Origin of the sequence: Alcanivorax nanhaiticus, from assembly GCF_000756665.1 — a bacterium.
Taxonomy (GTDB): Bacteria; Pseudomonadota; Gammaproteobacteria; order Pseudomonadales; family Alcanivoracaceae; genus Alcanivorax; species Alcanivorax nanhaiticus.
In genome coordinates this window covers 1-21,100 of the sequence record NZ_ARXV01000021.1, presented here as the reverse complement: position 1 = coordinate 21,100, position 21,100 = coordinate 1, and the positions used below count along the sequence as shown (strand labels likewise).

Genomic DNA, 21,100 nt, shown 5'->3' with positions numbered 1-21,100 from the left:
GGTAGCGCCCTGGTAGCCCGGTTATATATACTTCGGCTGTCGCGTATCGCCGGGCCCGCGACACGCTCTATTTCATCATCCCGCCCGGTAAGCCTCCCTATTGAACGGAGCTGACAATGCGTTTCAAGATTCTTGCCACCCTGCTGGCAGCGGTGCTGCTGTCTGCCTGCTCAGAAGAGCCCCATCTGGGCACTTTCACTTTCACCGCCATTCCTGACCAGGATGAGTCCCAGCTGGAAAAACGCTTTGGCGTTGTTGCCCTCTATCTGGAAGAACAGCTCGGCGTACCCGTGAAATATGTGCCGGTGAAATCCTATGCCGCCGCGGTTACCGCTTTCCGTAACGACGAAGTACAAATGGCATGGTTTGGCGGTCTGTCCGGCGTGCAGGCCCGTCGCCTGGTACCCGGCTCCCAGGCCATCGCCCAGGGCGAAGAAGATACCGCATTCAAGAGCTACTTCATTGCCAATACCAGCACTGGCCTGGAAGCAACGGACACGCTCACTGAAGACTTCATCAGTCAGCCCTCTTTCACCTTCGGCTCCAAGGGCAGCACCTCTGGTCGCCTGATGCCGGAATTCTATCTGCGCGAAACGTTCAATCAGGCACCGGAAGCCCTGTTTGATAACGTCGGTTTCTCCGGTGATCACAGCCGTACCATCGCCCTGGTACAAAGCGGTGCCTATGCCACCGGTGCAGTGAACTTCAAGGTATGGGAGCGTGAACTGGAAGAAGGCAAGATCGACACCAGCAAGGTAAAAGTGGTCTGGGAAACTCCTACTTACCCGGATTATCACTGGACCGTTCGTGGCGATCTGGACGAAAAGTTTGGCGAGGGCTTCAGCCAGCGTGTTACTGAAGTGCTGCTGGCCATTGAAGATCCGGTATTGCTGAGTGCCTTCCCACGGGAAAAATTCATTCCTGCCAGCAATGCTGACTACGCCCCCATCGAAGCAACCGCCCAGGAAATCGGACTGCTGGACGCGCCCTGACCGTGTTTCAGTTCGAACAGGCACGGCTTGGCCACCCTGGCCAGGCCGTGTTTGAGAACCTGACGCTACACATCGCCAAGGGTGAACATGTTGCCTTGCTGGGTCCCTCTGGATCCGGCAAATCCACCCTGCTGGCCGCCCTGCGCCAGCAGCAGGCAGATCGCGTTGCCTGGTGTCCGCAGGATGCCGACCTGGTCCCCATGCTGAGCGTATTTCATAACATCTACATGGGTGCCCTGGATCGTCAACACAGCCTGATCAATCTACGCAATCTGATCTGGCCATCGCGCCATCAGAAAAGCGCTATCGGCGAGATCGCTGCCCAATTGGGGCTCGCGGAAAAACTGTTCACCAGCGTGGACAAACTGTCTGGCGGTCAGGCACAACGGGTAGCGCTGGGACGAGCCATCTACAGCCAACGTCAGGTATTGCTGGCCGATGAACCGGTCTCCAGCGTGGATGAGCATCAGGGTCTTGCCCTGCTCAAGAAGATACTTGGCAGCCACCCCACCGCTGTCATCGCACTCCATGATCGCAGCCTCGCCCTGCAATGCTGTAGCCGGGTTATCGGTCTGCGTGATGGTGTCATTGCTCTGGATGCGCCCTGTGATTCACTGAGCCTGGCGGATCTGGACGCGCTCTACCAATGACACCCTCCCTGAACACCACGGCCAGTGGCTGGCGGCGTACCAGCGGCCTGCTGGCACTGGCGGGGTTACTGGCACTGTGTCTGGCCGATCTGGGCATCTCGGAAGTCTCCCCCGGCCATGAACTGCTACGCATGGCCCAAGGCTTTTTAAGCCCGGATTTTTCCTCAACAGAATTTCTCTGGCGGGCCGTTGCCAACACCCTGGCCTTCGCCTGGCAAGGTACCGCACTGGGAGCCCTGGCCGGCTTCTGCATGGCAGTGTGCTGGCAATGGCGTGCAGTGCGCACTGTGGCGGCTAGTCTGCGCGCCGTACACGAATTGTTTTGGGGCTTGTTGCTGCTGCAGCTCACCGGACTGAGCACGGTCACTGCCGTACTCGCCATCGCCATTCCCTACAGCGGAATTTTTGCCAAAGTGTTCGGCGAATTTCTGGAAGAAGCCAACCCGGCTCCAGCCGCCGCCTTGCCTTCCCGCAGTAAAGCGCTGAGCGTCTTTTTCTATGCGCGCCTGCCGCTGGTCTGGCAGGCGTTCAAGGCTTACGGCGGCTATCGGCTGGAGTGTGCCATCCGCGCCTCCGCTATCCTCGGTTTTATCGGCTTGCCTACCCTCGGCTTTCATTTGGAAACCGCTTTCCGCGAAGGCCATTACGATCAGGGCGCAGCCCTGTTGTATCTGTTTTTCCTGATCATCTTCACCCTGCGCTGGTGGCTGCGCCCCGCCTTGATCCCGGTGTATTTGATTGCCGCTCTGGCCTGGGCACCGCCGGTAATCAATATTAAACCGGCCATACTGATCCGCTTTGTCACGGAAGATCTGGTGCCCGCACCACTACGCCAGGGAGGCGGTATCAGCGAACTGATCAGCTGGCTAAGCACGCTATGGCAACAACAGCTTTGGCCGGGACTCTGGCAAACCCTGGTCCTTGGCATGGGCGCTTTGCTGGTCACAGCAGTACTTTCCCTATTGCTGTTTCCACTGATATCGCCGCTGTTTGGCAATCGTGTTTCTCGTTTTGGTGGCCATGGCCTGCTGGTCGTACTGCGCACCACACCAGAATTTTTCCTCGCTTTCTTTTTTCTGATTCTGCTCGGACCCTCCATGCTGCCCGGCATCCTGGCGCTGGCCCTGCACACCGGCGCTATTGTTGCGCACCTTACCGGACGCTTTAGCGAAAGCCTGAGCCTGCGAGCGGATGCACCCAACGGACTCAACCGCTACGCCTGGGAAGTACTGCCCCGCATCAGCCCCAATTTGCTGGCATTCCTGCTCTATCGCTGGGAAGTCATCATGCGGGAAACCGCCGTGCTGGGTATCCTTGGCATTCATACCCTGGGGTTCTACATTGACTCCAGCGTGGCAGAGTTTCGTTTTGACCGAACCCTGGTGCTGATTGTGGCTACCGTGATGCTGAACCTGCTTGTGGATGCCCTGTCACGGGGTATTCGCAAACGGCTACGCTTGAAGCCCGGCCACGGAGTGGGATAACGCGCGCGACATCGCCCCCCGAAAAGTTGGAGCATTCCCCCCTGGCCTTTATCCTGTAGACGCTTGATTCATTCCGGTTTGACGATTTCAGCAGCAACGCAAGGAGCATCATGAAGCTTTATCAGGTGGATGCCTTTACCTCTGCCCTGTTTGGCGGCAATCCGGCCGCCGTCGTGCCACTGGATTGCTGGCTGGACGATAGCCTGCTGCAAAATATCGCGCTGGAAAACAATCTCTCTGAAACCGCTTTCATCGTGCCCGATGAGCAAGGTTATGCCCTGCGCTGGTTTACCCCCACCGTGGAAGTGGATCTGTGCGGTCATGCCACGCTCGCCGCCGCCTGGGTAGTGTTTAATGCGCTAGGGTTTCCCGGTGAGCGGGTGCGTTTCAACTCTGCGTCCGGGCCGCTCTTTGTCAGCCGTGAAGGCAGCCGTCTGACCCTGGATTTCCCCGCTCGACCAGGCAACCCCATTGTGGATCTGCAGCCACTGGAGGCCGCCCTCGGCGTGACGATCCGTACGGCCCTGCAATCCCGTGACACTCTGGTGGTACTCGATAACGCCGAGCAGGTCAGACACTTTCAGCCAGACCTTCAAGCCATCGCCCAACTGGATACCTTCGCAGTCATGATCACTGCTCGCGGTGATGACTGCGATTTTGTCAGCCGTTTCTTTGCGCCAGCCAAAGGGGTTCCGGAAGACCCGGTAACCGGTTCCGCCCATTGCACCCTGGTGCCTTTCTGGGCCGAGCAACTGGGCAAGTCCACGCTTCATGCACGCCAGCTCTCTGCTCGTGGTGGTGAACTATTCTGTGCCCTTAACGGCGACCGGGTAAGCCTCAGTGGTGAGGCCCGTTGCTATCTGAAAGGCGAACTGTTGCTGTGATGCCCTCTCCTGCCAACCAGGATCTGATACTTGTCGGCGGTGGCCATAGCCACTGTCTGGTGTTGCGCATGCTGGCAATGCAGCCAATTCCCGGTGTTCGCATTACTCTGGTTTCACCCGAGCCGCGGAGTCCCTACTCCGGTATGTTGCCGGGGCTGATCGCCGGGCATTATTCGCTGCAACAAACCCATGTGGACTTGTACCGGTTGTGCCTCGCTACCGGTGCCCGCTTTGTGCAGGCGGCAGTGACGCATATCGACAACAAGCATCGGCAATTACAACTCAGCGATGGCAGCTTGCTCGGATACGACTGGCTCAGTCTGGATGTGGGAGCCACGCCGGACCTCTCTCCTCTCGGCACAGATCTCCCTGAACAGGTCGTCGCAGTAAAACCGGTAAGCAGCTTTTATGCTCGCTGGACGCAATGGATCAATGACAACCAAGGCACATTGTTAGCAGTGGTGGGTGGCGGTGCCGGCGGCACAGAAATGGTTCTGGCCATTGCCGAATACTACCGCCAGCATCGCAAAATGATTCAGCTTTCACTGATTTCCGGCAGCACCCTGTTGCCCGGCTACCCGCCAGGCGTGCGCCGCAAAATGCAGGCTCGGCTTCAGCAATACGGTATTGATGTGCTGGAAAACACGGTTGTCGAAAACCAGAACGGCAACTTGATGGCCAATGGCCAGCCGTTAGATCGCCACAAGATACTGTGGTGCACTGGCGTGCGTGGCATCCCATTGTTTGAACAATGCGAGCTGGCCTGCGACGAACGTGGCTTCGTCAGGGTTAACCAGACACTACAGAGTCTGAGTGACACCCGCGTCTTTGCCGCCGGCGATTGCGCTGCATTCCCCCAGCCGCTACCCAAGGCTGGGGTCTATGCCGTGCGACAGGCAAAAACCCTGGCGCACAATCTGCGTGCCAGTATTCAGGGCCAGCCCCTCAAACCCTACCGCCCGCAGCGACGCTTTCTGTCCCTGCTCTCTGCCGGCGGCAAGGACGCGGTAGCCAGCCGTGGCGGCGGCACACCAAGCCTGGCCGGCCCCATGATCTGGCGCTGGAAGGACCGTATCGATCAAACTTTCATGCGCAAGTTCGATACAGAATTACCGCCTATGCCAACCGCCACTGCCAACCCGGACGCACTGCACTGTGCCGGCTGCGGAGCCAAGGTAGGCAGTGAGTCTCTGGGCAATGCACTTTCGACCTTGCAGCCCCATATCAATCCGGGTATTGAAGCCGGTGTGGATGCCGCCGACGATGCCGCCGTGATCCAGTGGCCTGCCGATCATAAACTGGTGCAAAGCCTGGATTTTTTCCCGGCGTTTATTGATGAACCCTATCGCTTCGGCCGCATTGCTGCACTGCACAGCCTCAGCGATCTTTACGCCATGAATGCCACGCCGCATTCTGCGCTGGCGAACATCACCCTGAGCTGGAATCACCCGCGCCTGCAAGGGCGTGACATGACCCGATTGATGGCCGGTGCCATGTATGAACTGAATCAGGCAAAGTGCACCCTGGTTGGCGGCCATACCATCGAAGGGCCGCAAATGGCGGCAGGTTTCACCGTTAATGGCTCCGCTAGTCCCGATACACTCTGGCACAAGAAAGGCGCCCGGCCCGGCGATGTCATCATCCTTACCAAACCTGTTGGCAGCGGCGTACAGCTGGCCGCGATGATGCATGGAAAAAAACTGCGCGGTCACTGGTTGGCCTCCACGCTCGATATCCTGCTGCAAAGTAATCGCCCAGCCCAACAAGCCATGTCCAGGAATACGGTGCACGCCTGCACCGATATCACCGGCTTTGGGCTACTCGGCCATCTTTATGAAATCTGCAGCCAAAGTCAGGTGAGCATGGCAATCGATATCCCATCCGTTCCCTTGCTACCCGGCACCCTGGAACTGATTCAGGAAGGCGTCACCAGTACGCTTAGCGAAGCCAATCGGCAAATCCTGATGCAATGCCAATACGATGATGCAATCAACGATGAGGTACTGACAGCACTGTGCGATCCGCAAACCAGCGGCGGCCTGGTGTTCTGCATCCCCGCTGCGCAACAGGATGGTGCACTGCAACAATTGGCGATAAACGGCGTGAACAGCACCGTTATCGGTAAAGTCCTTGTAAAAGATGAGAAAAACGCGGCATCAATTTTTATTAACTGAAGTCAAACTGATAGCGTAATTACTACCAAAGCCATCAGGAGAAATTTCATGACCAAGCGTCTGACAGGCCTTGTTACTGCATTCGTACTGCTGTTTATGCAACTGCTGGTTGTACCCGCGGCCCAAGCCGCCATGGTGGGCAACGATACCGTCATTCAGCAACAGGATCGTGCTGCGCTCAAAGCCAAAGTGATGCAGGTGATGGATCATAAAGCCGCCGCCCAGACTCTGGAGAAGTATGGCGTCGACAAGGAGCAGGTAAGCCAGCGACTGGATCGCCTTACCGACCAGGAGCTGCAACAACTGGCTCAACAAGCTGATGAACTGCCAGCAGGCCAAAGTGTGCTGGGAGCTATCCTGCTGATCATCCTGATTCTGATCATTCTGGATTTGCTCGGCGCCACCAACGTCTTCCCGGCCATTCACCCGGTTAGCTAATCGGGGTGATATTCATGCCCCCCTTCAAGACTGCGTGGCAACGGGTTCGCCCCGTTGCCACAGGCAGCCTGCTGTTGCTGCTGGCAGCCTGCCAGACACTCCCCCCTCCCGATCTTGCCCAACAGCAACCTGAGCATCAGATAAGTGTCCCGTTCGTGCCCCAGGAGAAATATCAATGTGGCCCCGCGGCACTGGCAATGATGCTGCAATGGGCAGGCAAGGACGACACCGCCAATGCATTGGTGGAGGAAGTCTGGTTGCCGGAACGGGAAGGGAGTCTCGGTATCGAATTGAAGGCTGCCGCTCGCAGCCGTGACTTGCTGGCCTACCCGGTAGAAGATGAAGACAGCCTGTTCCAGGAATTACAGGCCGGCCGCCCTGTTCTGGTGCTACAGAATCTGGCGCTGGAACGCTGGCCAAAATGGCACTTCGCCGTTGTCACTGGTTATGACAAGGCCGGCAAGACCATCATTCTGCACAGCGGCACCACTGAAAGTGATACCAGCCACTGGAATCGCTTTATTCGCACCTGGGCCCGTGCTGACCGCTGGGGCTTCACACTGGTACAACCCGGCGAACTCCCCGCCAGCGCCACCGCCCATGGACTGTTCCGCGCCATCTCGGCTGCTCCCAATGGCGCAAGCTACTGGCCGGTGGCCGTAGAGGCTTTCCCTGAAAGTGGCGAGCTGTGGTTTGGCTACGGCAATAGCTTGTGGGGCGAGCAGCAACGCCATGCCGCCTTGAAAGCCTTTGAAAAAGCAGTATCCCTCAAGCCGGATTTTGCAGCGGCCTGGAATAACCTTGCCTATGCGCACCATGCATTCGGCGATGAGCAAAAAGCCAGAGAGAGTCTTTGCCAGGCGCTGACGCTGTCACCCGATGACCCCGGTCTGCAGGACAGCGCAAAAGATCTTGGCTATTCCTGTCCTGCGGTTCCGTCAGACTCAGACTGAATGGCTTCCGCCACATCAGGATGGGCCTGCAGGATTTCATCCCGCTGATTGCGCAGGCCCTCAAGCTTTTCCCTGCCTTCCTGGATCTGCTCAGGCGGGAGCCCCTCGGCTTCCGCTCGGGCAATCATGTTTTCCAGTTCACTGATTTTCTGCGTGGCCGCAGACGCAAAGGAGGCATACACCTTCTGGTTCTGTCGCTGCTCATACTGCTGATAGAGATCCGGGTCTGCCAGCTCCGCAGCACTGGGCATGTCACGCAGGTCCTCGCTGCGTGCCAGCGGTGGCGTACGAGGGTCACCGTTTTCCATACTGTTGCGCAGTGCCGACACCGCTTCTTCTGAAGGCACAGGAACAAGGGAGGGGTCATTGCTCTGCGCGACCCGAGCATCGCCCGGAACTGGTACATGGCGATCACCGATGATCTCAATCATGGGTTCCGGCGCGCTTTCCATTTCCGTCATACCGGGCAAGCCTGGCGGTTCAGGGGACGCAACAGATTCCGATGATGTTGCTTGCTCAAGCACCGGTTCATTCCCCTGCCACCAGGCGGCTCCGGCAGCAATCACCAGCCCCATACCTGCTACCACAAGCAGCACCACACGCATTACAGCAGCTCCGGATTCACGCGCAGGGAAGCCGCATCACTCGCCTCGGCCAACCGTGCCTTGAAAGCTTTCTGCAGCTCTACCCTGGCCACAGCCATGGACGCACGATAGCGCACCGATTCACTCTCCACAGGCTGGAAGCCAGTTACCTTTTCATCCACCCAGAGAATTTCCCAGTAAGCATCATCATTGTTGGTGGGGCTACGGAAAGCCGCAGAAACACGTCCTTCCGGCTGAACAAAGGCCAGCGCCCGAATCCAGTCATCATTACGACTCTCCCGATCAACCCAACCCAGCTTGCCACCCTGGCCCGCATCATCCGCCACGGAGTAACGGCTCACTGCATCTTCAAACGGCAAGCCCTGTTTGATTTCTGCTACCACCCGGTCAGCCTCTTCCTGGCTATTCACTCGCAGGTGCCGTGCGCGCACTTTATCCACCCGTACAAACTCGTCCTGATGCTGCTGGTAATACTCGGCCACCTGTTCTGCTGTCACCGCTTCCGCCTGGGCACGAAGTGCAGGATTGTCATCATGGATATCATGCATCAGGCCATACTCATGCAGCATCACTTCACGCTGGCGAGCATCATCGATGCAGCGATCCATGGCCACAATCGCGGCCGCAGAAGTGCCGGATTCATGCTCGAACCAGTGGAATACATACTCCATGTTCAACTGTTGTTTGATAGCTTCACGAATAAACCCAAGGTTCATGTTATGCATCTGCACCTTGAGCTGAATGTTCTGGCGACGATAAAGGTCCCACAGGGATAACGTCTGTTCCGGCTCACCCTCAGCGAAGCGGTAACGGGCAATCACATACTCTGCCGCCTGCGCCTGCTGAGCTTTGGTCATGGTGGTATAGAGGTTTTGTTCCAGCGTCAGCATCGGTGCCAGCGCTTCGGGTGACAACGCCAACGGTGCCGTCAGCCAGGTGAGGCTGTCAGTGATGCCAGACTGGCTGACAGCAGCCTGAATCTCTTTGGCGTAAGCAGTTCGCAACAATCGGAAACGCTGTTGTTCGTGAAGAGTTTGCGCATCATAGCCCACACTCCCCTCTCGCGTTTCATCACCATGGGCGTGCTCGCTGTCTGCCATATCCGCCAGCAAGCGGTTTTCGATCAGGCCTTTAAGTACCGACTCGCGGCTCGCCTGGGGATTGGCGCGACGGGTCGCGGCCACAAAGATATTCAGGGTTTCGGCGGGTATCGCCTCACCGTTCACCCGGGCGGCCACTGAGTCCGGCAATGGGCCCCACTGCCGCCAACCAAGAAATGCCAGTATCGAGAGCGCCGACACGACCGACACCATCGCAAAAGTTTTGCCAACACGGTTCATTACAGCCCCCTCATTTTATGATTATTGTAGGGATGGCGACCCCGAAGGGCCGCTAGTATGACGCTTACGGATTCACCTTCAGCGCAGCGTGGTTAAGTACATGCACCACCATGGCAATCGCATGGGGGATCACCACCTGGGCGACCTGCAGACGATCAGAGTGATCGGTACTGGACAGTACGATCCCACCATTGCCATAGGCCAACGCGCCACCCTGGGTCAGCAGCGGACGAATATCATTGCTGGAAGCAGACAGCGGGGTGTAATTCTGGATCGCTGTCGTCACCATGGCTGGGTTGTTGAGGTTTTCACTGTCGTAGTAATCCGCCACCCAGGATTCCCAACCGCTGTGGTTCAGGGCAGAGGTCGTCCACACATGGTGCGGCTGCAGCAGATCCGTGGTGTGCATCACGAAGCCCAGGGTCTGGGCGGTCGGGTTGGACAAGAATTGGCTGTACCAGTACTGGCCCAGGTTATCGATGGGCTGGAACGGCATTTCCTCGAAGTCATCGTACATGGACTTGCTGGAGTAGCTGCCCTGACGATAGTTGGCTTCGGTCACACCGTAGGTGTTGTACTCGGAATCGTCAGACCACCACCAGCCGGTCATGCCGCCGTTGCCATCGTCCATGTAATCGCCATACAGCCAGGTAGCGGCCAGATTATCGATGTCACCCCACACGGTCAGCAGATCGTAGTTGTAACCACCGAAGTCATTACCGTGCACATCGGAACCGCGGGTGTGGTTCTGGAAGTGCCAGTAGGAAGTGTAGTTCACCAGTGAAGAACCGGCGTTAAACACCGGCGCGTAGACGCAATCACCCGTGGTAGCACCACACAGGTAGGTATCCTGGAAGTCGTCCACGTCGTAGGCACCCTGGCCGATTACCTCAGCGAACTGATCCATGGTGTAACCTGCGGCGTTAACCCAGGATTTCAGGCGGTTGTATTCCGTGGTGGTCGGGTTGGCCTTCATGTAGTTCACCGCATCAATGGCGATACGCTTATGGGTGATCTGCTGGAAAGCCTGAGCCGGTGAGGCCAGTACAGCGGCGCCAAGAACGCCGGCGATAGCGAGCTTCTTCATTTGGGGTCCCCGTTTTCTTGTTGTGTAACTTTTTGTTATTTGGGCATCACTAAACAATTCCTTGCTTTCTCAGCGTGACCAGAAGCGTACAGCTGTTGTGTCTTGGCTCGCTGGCCAGGGTGGTGTCCTTTCCAAGAGGCAAGGCGCAGCAGATGTGCGCTTCTGGTCACGCCCTCCGGGTCTTCCAGGCTGACCCACTCTCGTTGTTGCACTTTCTCGACAGGCAACCAGCATGCCTTCAAAAGTGCGCCTAGATAGTGAGTCAGCCTGAAAGACTGAGAATGCAAGGAATTGTTTAGTGATGCCCTTGTTCAAACAATAGCCAAACGAGCGTCCCAACCCTAGGACGCCCCCGGACAATTCATGGACATTTTCTGCCACGGCCTGAACAGCGGTTACAATGCCGCCATCCACACTACCCGGCAGACATGACAATCCATGGACATCGCATTCGTACTGGTAGAGCCCGCAAGGGGCGAGAATATTGGCGCTGCGGCGCGTGCCCTCAAGACCATGGGCTTTGCGGATTTGCGGCTGGTAAAACCCGGCGACATGACCGCCGCCAACTGGGTAGCACACCAGAGCCAGGACATTCTCGCCAGTGCCCGACAATTCGAGTCCCTGGACGATGCGCTGGCCGATGTGGACCTGAGCATTGCCTGCACGGCGCGCCATCGCATCCAGAAGGATCGCTATGTGAATGCGGATGCATGCGCCGCACTACTGTCGAGCAAGTCAGACAGCCTGCAACGTGCCGCCATTGTCTTCGGACGGGAATCCAGCGGCCTCACCGGTGAAGAAGTGGCACGCTGTGATCTGGGAAGCAGCATTCCCCTGGCACACCCGCAACCCTCCCTGAATCTCGCCCAGGCCGTGATGGTGTATGCCTGGGAGTTGCGCAAGCATCGCCCCGAGGAACCCGCCGCCGCCAGCGACCGGGACACCTATCGCCACACCCGCGACGCCCTGCAGGGCCTGCTCAATGAACGAGGTATCGAAGAGCGTGAAAACCTGCACCAGTGGCTGCTGGAACTGCTGCCCCTGGCTGATGACCGTGAGCTGGGCCTGATCCGGCAACTGCTGCGCCGCCTGACAACATCTTAGGGTCCAGCCGCCCACACCTGTGAGAGCCTGCAGCACAAGCGAGGAAAAAACAGTTTCGAGTTGCGAGAAGCGAGTTTCGAACCCCAACACCCGACAACCCATCCTGTTTTGCCTTTCGCAACTCGAACCTCGTCACTCGCTTCTCCCTCCCTTGCCTCGCTGTCGCTCGGATCGCTTGCAGGCAAGCTCCCACAAAACCCCGCGCCCGATGGCGATAAAACCGTAGGAGCCAGCCTGCTGGCGATCCGAGCCCAAGCGATGAAACACCGTTACGAGCCACGAGAAGCGAGTTTCGAACCCCAACACCCGACATCCCATCCTGTTTTGCCTTTCGCAACTCGAACCTCGTCACTCGCTTCTGCCCCCCTCCCCCTCCCTCGGCCCGGATCGCTGACATACCCCAAAGAACACAGAGAGCACCTGCAGGAGAGCTGCATTTTGCATGATCCGTGAGGCGTGCCGCGTCAGCCTGTGTTACAACTAGCGCTGAATAGCCCTTGGAGAGATTTTTGTTATGGATCGACGCCTTCCTTTGATCCTGTTGCTACTTCTGCCAACCCTGGCTTTTTCACAAACCGGCGATTTCACCCTTCCCGGTGTTGGGGATCTTCAGAAGCAGCTCGCTGAAACCAGTGAAGGCAGCCAGGACGGCAGCAGCAACCCTGACCGGGAGACACTGGAAAAAACACTGGAGTTTCGCCAGGAAATCGACAGTAACCAGTCAACCATCAAGGATTTGGAAGCCTTCGCCCGCCAGGCCCCCTCTCAGCGAACCCGCCTTGAAGCGGAACTCACTCGCTTGCGTCAGGAGCGGGACGCCGACTGGCAAGCCGACTACGCCGACGACGATCTGAAAACCTTGGTTAAGGTGCTGGTCAGCCAGCTTGATGCACTGGAAACCAACCAGAGTGAACTGGCCCGCGCCAACAGCGAATTGACCCGCGCCCAGACACTCCCTGAACAAGCGCAAAATGTTATCGGCGATGCCATGGACCGGATCAATGCCATCCGAACGCGTTTGAACAATGGTACCGATGAGGAGGGGGAGCCCCTTAAAGAACTGGATATACGCCTGCTGCAAACCGAACAGAAAGCGCTGGAAACCCGCATTGAACGCTTCAATCAGGAGCTTTCGATCATAGATCGTCAGCAGGATATTGCGCGGCTGGAGCAACAACTTTTCAAACTGCAGCAAACCTTGATTGAGCAGCGCCTGGACGCCGTGCAACCCCTGATCAACCAGCGCCGTACCAACCAGCTGGAGCAGCAAGCCAACTCGCCTGACTCGTCCCTCCCTGCTGATGTGCTGGAGCATCCGCAAGTACAACAGGCCATGGCGACTAATCAGGCCCTCCGCAAGGAACTGGCGGAAACCAGCGACAGTGTGAACAAGTTGCTACGCACCGCCGTGGATACCAAGACCCAGCTGGACAAAGCCCGCTCCCTGTCCGCCACCGTCAATGATCAGATTCGCATGCTCGACGGCAGCCTGTTGCTATCGCGTATTCTCTACAAGCAACAAAAAAGCCTGCCCCAGTATCAGGGCGAACTGGACCTGGAAAAACAGATTACCGAAGCCCGGTTACGGCAGTTCGAAATTGAGCAGCACATTCAGGGGCTGGACGATTCCAGCCTGCCCATGGACAAGGACATCGCTTCTCCCGGCGGGGACGATCTCGACCAGGCGTTTACGCTGATTCGCCAGGAAAGAATGGGCCTGTACGACCAACTGGATCAGGAGTTAACCCGCCAGCTGGCCATCCTTACCCGCACCCAGCTCAACCATGATCAGCTCCGCAAGATTACCCGCGATCTGCACAATACCATTTCCGAGCAGACCTTCTGGATGCCGAGCAATCAACCGTTGAGCTTTCACTGGCTCGCGGCGCTTCCTGCCGAGCTGGTGAAACAGGTCAAGAACATGCCTTGGGAATCACTGGTCGAAGGCACATGGAAACTGTTCGCCAGCGGCTGGGGATGGCTCATCGGCATGCTGATTCCCTCAGCCCTGCTGTTACTGATTCGTTCCAGGCTGAAAAAACGGATTGCCGAGATGAACCATGACGTAGGCTCTCTGCGGCGGGACAGCCAGGTTCATACGCCACTCAGCCTGCTCTATACCTTCATTATCTCCTCACCGTTCCCGGTGTTTCTCGCCCTGTTGGGCAGTGCCATCTGGTTGACACCGGGCACGTTCAGCAGTGTCATCGGCGCCGCACTAACCCAGCTGGCATTGCTCTGGCTGGTCTTCGAGGTGCTGTACCGGCTTCTCAAGACAGAAGGCATCGCACAACGTCACTTCCGCTGGGACATGACACATCAGCAGCAAATGCGCCGGCGGATGCTGATCACCGGACTGGCGCTGGTGCCGATGGTGTTCATCATTGCCTTTGGGGACCAGTGGCCCGCCCAGCTCAGTAACGACCGGCTGGGCCTGGTGATCATGCTGGGCAGCCTTTTCGCTATTTTGATCAGCCTGCCTTCCATTGCCCAGGCCTACCCCGGGCGGCATTACAGCGGAGCCATGAAGGCCCTTTCCACTGGCCTTTGCGTGCTGGCCCCGCTTGCATTGATCATATTGACCGGGATTGGCTACTACTACACCTCCGTGCGCCTGGCCGGGCACATGATTTATAGCCTCTATCTTGTTGCCCTGTGGATACTGCTGGACGCTACAGCCGTGCGCGGACTGGCCGTGGCAGCGCAGCGGCTGGCTTACAAACGGGCGGTTGCCCAGCGCGAAACCGAGCAGAAGGACAACGCCAGTTCGGAAGCGGTCGAGGTGGAAGAGCCCCAACTGGACCTCAAGCAGGTCAACCAGCAATCCCTGCGTCTTATCCGGCTGGCGCTGGTGGCCGCCGTTGGCTTGATGGTGTACTGGGTTTGGGCTGATGTGTTCCATGCCTTCGCCTATACCGACAAGATTGTGCTGTGGGAGACCACTGGCAGTTCAGGTCAGGTGGATAGTGCCTCGTTGATCAGTCTTGGCGATGTGATTGCCTCACTGATTATCGGTGCGGTGACATTCCTGCTGGCCAGTAACTTGCCCGGGCTGCTGGAAGTGCTGGTACTGTCGAGACTGGATCTGCGCCAGGGCACCAGCTATGCCACCACAACCCTGCTCTCCTACGTCATCGTGGCCAGCGGTATCGTCTTGACCCTGGGGGCACTGGGCCTCAGCTGGGACAAAATGCAGTGGCTGGTCGCCGCCCTTGGGGTTGGCCTGGGTTTCGGCCTACAGGAAATCTTTGCCAACTTTATTTCTGGCATCATTCTGTTGTTCGAACGGCCGATTCGAATTGGCGACGTAATTACCATCAACAACCTTGACGGTACCGTCAGCCGAATCCGGATTCGCGCCACCACCCTGATTGACTTTGACCGCAAGGAAATTCTGGTGCCGAACAAGGTGTTCGTCACCGAAAGATTGATCAACTGGTCACTGTCAGACACCGTCACCCGGGTGATTCTCAAGGTTGGCTTTGCCTACGGCTCCGACCTGCAAAAATGCCGCGACATCCTGCTCAAGGCAGCAAGAAACAACAGCCGGGTGCTCCGTGATCCCGAGCCAGTGGTACTGTTCATGGGCTTCGGTGCCAGCACTCTGGACCATGAACTCCGCGTGCATGTGAATGATATCAACGACCGCCTGGCGGCCACCGATGAGTTGAACCGCCACATCGATGCGCTCTGCAAGGAACAGGACGTGGAGATTGCCTTCAGCCAGCTGGACATCCACATCCGCACCAGCAATGGCGATCAACTCAATCTGGAAAACCACAAGGGCAACGAGCAAGCATCATCACCAGATGCGCAAGCCAATGATGGCAAATCCAACCAGACCGACGATCCAAAGTAACCCGCTTCCTGTAGTTTTTGTAAGTCATGGCAGTAGGTGCGCCGTTCACGGCGTACCTGCGTTCGGCATACGTGCCCCCTCCTTGCTTAGGCTCAGATCGCGTGCAGGCACGCTCCCACAACAGAGAGCAGCCCTTGCTGGGTGAAGCGTGTTGCATGCCGTGCTTCTTTTCCCAACTTTAGTCTAATTCACTAGCGTCCCCGCCCCGCCTAGCATCCAATGGAGACACCTTTAACCATCCCATGCCCTCCCCGCTTTACCTGTGGGTAGCCAGAGGCATCAGGCCAGGTAGTCCACCACAAGTGGAAAGCAACACGGAACGAGGTCCACCGCGATGAGCTACGAACAAGAATATTCCGCCTCCATTACCGATCCCGAGGCCTTCTGGGAAGACAAGGCCCGCCAGCTGGACTGGTTCACTTTCCCCAACATCATCCTCGGCAAGGATGAACACGGCATCGATCGCTGGTTTGTGGATGGCGAAATGAACACCTGCTACATGGCTCTGGATGCCAATCTGGCCCAGGGCCGCGGTGAACAGATGGCGCTTTACTACGATTCTCCGGTCACCCGTAGCAAACAGGCCATCACCTACAACGAACTCACAGACAAGGTTGCCCGCTTCGCCGGAGCCCTGCAGCAGCAGGGTGTCGAGAAAGGGGACCGGGTGTTGATCTATATGCCCATGATCCCGGAGGCTGTGGTCGCCATGCTGGCCTGTGCCCGGCTGGGTGCCATCCATTCCGTGGTCTTCGGCGGCTTTGCCGCCAATGAACTGGCGGTGCGCATCGATGATGCCCAGCCCAAGGTGATTGTGTCTGCTTCCTGCGGTGTAGAAGTGGCAAAAATCATTGAGTACAAACCGCTGGTGGATGCCGCCATCGAACAGGCCGAACACAAGCCTGAACACTGCATCGTCTTCCAACGCCCACAGGTGCAGGCCGCACTGACACCGGGCCGCGATCTGGACTGGAATCAGGCCGTAGCCACCGCCTCACCAGCAGGTTGCACTCCGGTACTGGCCACTGACCCGCTTTATATCCTCTACACTTCTGGCACAACCGGAAAACCCAAAGGGGTGATACGCGACAACGGCAGCCACGCCGTAGCCATGCGCTACAGCATGAAAGCCATCTACAACATGGATCCCGGTGACACCTTCTGGGCCGCTTCGGATGTGGGCTGGGTAGTGGGCCACTCCTACATCGTCTATGCCCCCCTGCTCAGTGGACTCTCAACGGTGCTTTATGAAGGCAAGCCCGTGCGTACCCCGGATGCCGCCGCCTTCTGGCGCGTGGCAGAGGAATACAAGGTGAAAGCCCTGTTCTCCGCACCGACTGCCTTCCGGGCCATCAAGAAAGAAGATCCCAACGCCGATGGCATCAAGCAGCATGATCTGTCATCCCTGCAAACCATTTTCATGGCCGGCGAACGGCTTGACCCGCCCACCTATGACTGGGTCCGCGACATCACCGGACTGCCGGTGGTAGACCACTGGTGGCAAACCGAAACCGGCTGGGGCATCTGCGCCAACCTGATGGGGCTGGATCCCAAACCCTGCAAACCCGGTTCTGCCACATTGCCCAGCCCAGGCTTTGATGTACGCATTCTGGATGACAACGGCAATGAAGTCGGTCCTAACCAACAAGGCAATGTGGCGATCAAACTGCCGCTGCCCCCCAGTTGCCTGCCCTCTATCTGGGGTAACCATGCCCGCTTCCTGGCCGGCTATCTGGAACAATTCCCCGGCTATTACACCTCTGGTGATGGCGGCTACAAGGATGAAGACGGCTACGTCTTCATCATGGGCCGCACCGATGATGTGATTAACGTGGCCGGCCACCGCCTTTCTACCGGGGAAATGGAGGAAGTTCTCGCCGGCCATCCGTCAGTGGCCGAATGCGCAGTCATCGGTATTGAGGATGCGCTGAAAGGACAAGTGCCCATTGGGCTGGTGCTGCTGAAAGATGGCATCACCGTGGATGCTGACACACTCAATCAGGAGCTGGTGGCCCGCATCCGTCATGACATCGGCGCAGTGGCCTGCCTGAAAGACACCCTTATCGCCCAGCGTCTGCCCAAGACCCGCTCCGGCAAGATCCTGCGCAAACTGCTGCGTCAGATCGCCAATGGCGAAAGCTATAACATCCCGTCCACGATTGATGATCCGGCGAGCATTCCGGAGATTGAAGCGTTGCTGCGGGAAAGAGAGCTGGTGGCAGGTTAAAACGAATGAGGCCCCATGCGGGGCCTCATTCAGTGGCAACGACTCAAGCTAAGGAGCCTCTGAATAACTCCTTGCGTACTCAGCGTGACCTGAAGGGTGCAGCTGCTGTGTTTTGTCTCGATGGTCAGGGTGGCTCCCTTTCCGAGAGGCAAAGCGCAGCAGATGGGCCCTTCAGGTCGCGCCTTTATGCCCGAAGGGTGCTCCCGGGTCTTCCAGGCTGATCCACACTCGTTGTTGCCGTTCTTTGATGGTAAGAGGCTCGACAGGCAACCAGCATGCCTTCAAAAGTGCGCCCCTCTTTACCTTTTGGCCCTAGAGGGGGTGAATCAGCCTGAAAGACTGAGCATGCAAGGAGTTATTAAGAGGCTCCCTTACTCTTTCACATCGTTTTTCTCGTTCTTGTCATCCTCTGGCGGGTTCAGCAAATCATCGTGTTCCGCCATATTCCAGGGCAGCTTGCCTGGACTGTTGTCCAGGAAGTGCAGGTAGTTCTCGAACTGGTCGAGAACATCACGGATCAGATCATGCTGATCATATCCATACACGTCATAGGAACGACCACCACGCCGCAAGAATACTTCTGCACGGCAATAATCTTGCTCCCCCTGGCGTCCGGCCTTGCCGGCATAAGCAAACTCGGGAACAGGGTTGGTCACCAGACGCACATCGTAGATAAAACCGACCTGGTCTTCCCTGTCCACCACCAGTTCCGCACGAATCAGATTTTCATCAAACCCTACCCGGGCATCCCATCCTGCTTTTCGTAGCTCATCTACCACCTCTTTCATGCTATCCATGGCCGTGTTTCGGATGAAGTTCTCCACCTCATCACGGGTGGGATAGCGAATCATGGCGGTAAGACGGTGACGCCATTGGGAACCCGTCATATGACGACTGCTGGCCATGTGCGCCTGCAGACTCACCTCGCGATGGCTTTCGATGATCAAGGCACGCCACATGCCCACGGCCGCCAGAATGATCACTACCGCAAACGGCAAGGCACTGACAATGGTCATGGTCTGCAGGGCACTCAAACCACCCGCCAGCAACAGCACCGATGCGATTACCCCTTCCAGGCTCGCCCAGAAAATCCGCTGCCAGGCCGGCGTTTCCATGACCCCACCGGACGCCAGCGAATCCACCACCAGAGAGCCGGAATCCGAGGATGTGACAAAGAAGGTAATGATCAACAATACTGCCAGGAAGGATACGAACGAGGACCAGGGCAGCAGATCAAACATCTGGAACAAGGCAACGGCCTTATCCGCCTGCACCTCTTCCACCAGCACCGTCACCCCTTCATTCATGATCAGGTTCAGGGCCGTATCACCAAACACCGAGAACCACAGAAAGGTAAAGATGGTGGGCACCAACATCACCCCAACCACGAACTGGCGAATGGTGCGGCCGCGACTGATCTTGGCAATGAACAGCCCGACAAAGGGTGCCCAGGCGATGGTCCAGCTGAAAATGAACAGGGTCCAGTTACCAATCCAGTCACTGTGGGTGTAGGCCTGCAAGTTGAAAGTGCGCTCTACGATGCCACTCAGATAACTGCCCGTGTTCTGGACGAAGCTTTCCAGGATATGGATGGTCGGCCCCACCACAAAGACGAAAGACATCAACGCAATCGCCAGCACCATGTTCAGAATGGACAGGCGCTTCACCCCCTTGTCCATCCCGGCCACCACCGACACCGTCGCTGCCAGGGTAACCAGAACAATCGCAGTGATCTGCACCCAGGTTGCCACCGGCACATCCCACAGATAGTTCAGCCCCGCGTTGATCTGTGCCGCAGAAAGCCCCAGCGTGGTAGCAATACCAAACATGGTGCCAAGAATGGCAAACACATCGATAGCGTGACCTATAGGGCCGTGAATTTTTTCGCCGATCAGCGGATAGAACGCCGACCGCATGGACAATGGCAACCCGTGACGAAAAGCGAAATAGGCCATCACCAGCCCCACCAATCCGTAGATCGCCCAGATATGGAAACCCCAGTGAAAGAAGGCAATCTGCATGGCCTGCTTGGCGGCTTCCACGGTTTCCGGAGCCCCCACCGGAGGCTCGGCATAATGCAACACCGGCTCGGCTACCCCGAAGAACAACAGAGCAATACCGTAACCGGCAGAAAACAACATGGCGAACCACTCGGGGAAAGAATATTCCGGATCACAGTGGTCAGGCCCCAGTTTGATGTTCCCCCAGGACGTCAGCGCAATCCCCACAATAAAGATGAAGAACAGCGCTACCACCAGCATGTAAAACCAGCCGAAGGTTTCCGTGATCCAGCTCTGCGCCTGCTGGAACAGCTCTCCGGCCTGCTCCGGATCGCTGATCGTCCCGATGATCAACAACAGCGATACAATCACCGCCGGCAAAAACACCGGCACCAGAATCGTCGAGTTACGCATCATTCCCTGCTCAGCCATATCTCATCCTTGCTATCCATGTTGGAAAGACGTTCTGGTTTCTACCCTATAGATATCCTCCGCACGCTTCCACCGGCAGTCCTTTTCTGGCATTTCTCAACGCTCAACCCTGCTCCACCATTGGAATTATTCAATCTGGAGCCAGTATTACTGGCTCCGGCATGCCGCCTCGATCGCAGCCACATCAATCTTGTGCATGGTCATCATGGCTTCAAAGGCACGTTTAGCCAGTGCCCGGTCCGGGCTGTTGATCGCCTGGGTCAGCACCACCGGGGTAATCTGCCATGACAACCCCCACTTGTCCTTGCACCAGCCGCAGGCACTTTCCTGGCCGCCATTCTCGATAATCGCGTTCCAGTAGCGATCCGTTTCTTCCTGATCCTGGGTGGCCACCTGAAACGAAAACGCTTCGTCATGGCGGAAGGCATCACCCGCATTAAGCCCCAGACAGGGAATCCCCATCACCGTAAACTCAACAGTGATCACATCCCCTTCTTTCCCCGCGGGGTAATCGCCCGGCGCACGATTCACCGCATCCACGGTGGTATCCGGGAACACACTGGCATAGAACCGCGCGGCGTCTTCCGCATCACCATTGAACCAAAGACAGACCGTGTTTTTTGCAGGTATGGACATCCATATCTCCCGTTTCCCGGTGTCGGTATCATTACTCATGAAGGATGATCCTGCGATAGGCGGTAAACCAGGGTCAAACCGGTAAAGCAGGGTCAGGTCACACATTGGAGAAATAGTGAAATGCTCGCGTAATAACAGGAAGCACCGTAAAGAAACCGGAGCGCTAGACACGCCCCTTCGCCTGGAACTAAAGGTGATCGCGCACGAAGTGGTTAGGGCCTGTTCACACTACCAA

Annotated in this window: 15 protein-coding genes; 10 read left to right on the top strand and 5 right to left on the bottom strand. The window is 57.3% G+C overall.

From position 1 onward, the window contains the following. The first annotated feature begins 116 nt into the window (after positions 1-116). From Y5S_RS17870 to Y5S_RS17840, 7 genes are all read left to right on the top strand, one after another. The gene (locus tag Y5S_RS17870) at positions 117-992 is read left to right on the top strand and encodes a putative selenate ABC transporter substrate-binding protein (RefSeq protein WP_035234998.1); all 876 of its coding nucleotides are present in this window, start codon (positions 117-119) and stop codon (positions 990-992) included. A gap of 2 nt (positions 993-994) precedes the next feature. Then, positions 995-1,642 carry an ATP-binding cassette domain-containing protein gene (locus Y5S_RS17865; RefSeq protein WP_035234997.1) on the top strand — a complete coding sequence of 216 codons (648 nt, stop codon included), beginning with the start codon at positions 995-997 and terminating at the stop codon, positions 1,640-1,642. Beyond that, entirely contained in the window at positions 1,639-3,126 is a 1,488-nt protein-coding gene (locus Y5S_RS17860) for a PhnE/PtxC family ABC transporter permease (RefSeq protein ID WP_052041699.1), read from the top strand. The genes Y5S_RS17865 and Y5S_RS17860 overlap by 4 nt, the downstream gene beginning before the upstream one ends. Positions 3,127-3,236: 110 nt before the next feature. Further along, positions 3,237-4,010 (top strand): PhzF family phenazine biosynthesis protein, encoded by a 774-nt coding sequence (locus Y5S_RS17855; protein ID WP_035234996.1) that lies wholly within the window; start codon positions 3,237-3,239, stop codon positions 4,008-4,010. After that, a complete protein-coding gene (selD, locus tag Y5S_RS17850; RefSeq protein ID WP_035234995.1) occupies positions 4,010-6,184 on the top strand; it encodes a selenide, water dikinase SelD in 2,175 nt (724 codons plus the stop codon). Before Y5S_RS17855 ends, selD begins: the two co-directional genes overlap by 1 nt. Positions 6,185-6,232: 48 nt before the next feature. Continuing rightward, positions 6,233-6,622, top strand: a complete 390-nt coding sequence (locus Y5S_RS17845; RefSeq protein WP_035234994.1) for a PA2779 family protein — start codon at positions 6,233-6,235, stop codon at positions 6,620-6,622. Between the two features lie 14 nt (positions 6,623-6,636). Continuing rightward, positions 6,637-7,575: a PA2778 family cysteine peptidase gene (locus Y5S_RS17840; protein ID WP_035234993.1), complete on the top strand. Its 939-nt coding sequence runs from the start codon at positions 6,637-6,639 to the stop codon at positions 7,573-7,575. Here the strand turns inward: Y5S_RS17840 and Y5S_RS17835 are convergent. The 3 genes from Y5S_RS17835 to Y5S_RS17825 all read right to left on the bottom strand — a co-directional run bounded on the left by Y5S_RS17835 (position 7,539) and on the right by Y5S_RS17825 (position 10,607). Further along, entirely contained in the window at positions 7,539-8,180 is a 642-nt protein-coding gene (locus Y5S_RS17835) for a hypothetical protein (RefSeq protein ID WP_035234992.1), read from the bottom strand. The genes Y5S_RS17840 and Y5S_RS17835 overlap by 37 nt on opposite strands. Then, positions 8,180-9,520, bottom strand: a complete 1,341-nt coding sequence (locus tag Y5S_RS17830; protein WP_231552741.1) for a peptidylprolyl isomerase — start codon at positions 9,518-9,520, stop codon at positions 8,180-8,182. The genes Y5S_RS17835 and Y5S_RS17830 overlap by 1 nt, the downstream gene beginning before the upstream one ends. 64 nt (positions 9,521-9,584) lie before the next feature. Continuing rightward, a complete protein-coding gene (locus Y5S_RS17825; protein WP_035234991.1) occupies positions 9,585-10,607 on the bottom strand; it encodes a phospholipase C/P1 nuclease family protein in 1,023 nt (340 codons plus the stop codon). 438 nt (positions 10,608-11,045) lie between these two features. Between Y5S_RS17825 and Y5S_RS17820 the strand changes: the two genes are divergently transcribed. From Y5S_RS17820 to Y5S_RS17810, 3 genes are all read left to right on the top strand, one after another. Beyond that, positions 11,046-11,711: a tRNA/rRNA methyltransferase gene (locus Y5S_RS17820; RefSeq protein WP_035234990.1), complete on the top strand. Its 666-nt coding sequence runs from the start codon at positions 11,046-11,048 to the stop codon at positions 11,709-11,711. 514 nt (positions 11,712-12,225) lie between these two features. Then, positions 12,226-15,570 carry a mechanosensitive channel MscK gene (mscK, locus tag Y5S_RS17815; protein WP_035234989.1) on the top strand — a complete coding sequence of 1,115 codons (3,345 nt, stop codon included), beginning with the start codon at positions 12,226-12,228 and terminating at the stop codon, positions 15,568-15,570. Positions 15,571-15,904: 334 nt separating this feature from the next. Then, positions 15,905-17,797, top strand: coding sequence for a propionyl-CoA synthetase (locus Y5S_RS17810; RefSeq protein WP_035234988.1), 1,893 nt, complete (start codon positions 15,905-15,907; stop codon positions 17,795-17,797). Positions 17,798-18,168: 371 nt separating this feature from the next. Here Y5S_RS17810 and Y5S_RS17805 read toward each other — a convergent pair whose 3' ends face one another. Both Y5S_RS17805 and Y5S_RS17800 read right to left on the bottom strand, forming a co-directional pair. Then, positions 18,169-20,229 (bottom strand): BCCT family transporter, encoded by a 2,061-nt coding sequence (locus Y5S_RS17805; RefSeq protein ID WP_035234987.1) that lies wholly within the window; start codon positions 20,227-20,229, stop codon positions 18,169-18,171. Between the two features lie 147 nt (positions 20,230-20,376). Continuing rightward, the gene (locus Y5S_RS17800; protein WP_035234986.1) at positions 20,377-20,865 is read right to left on the bottom strand and encodes a VOC family protein; all 489 of its coding nucleotides are present in this window, start codon (positions 20,863-20,865) and stop codon (positions 20,377-20,379) included. Positions 20,866-21,100 lie beyond the last annotated feature (235 nt).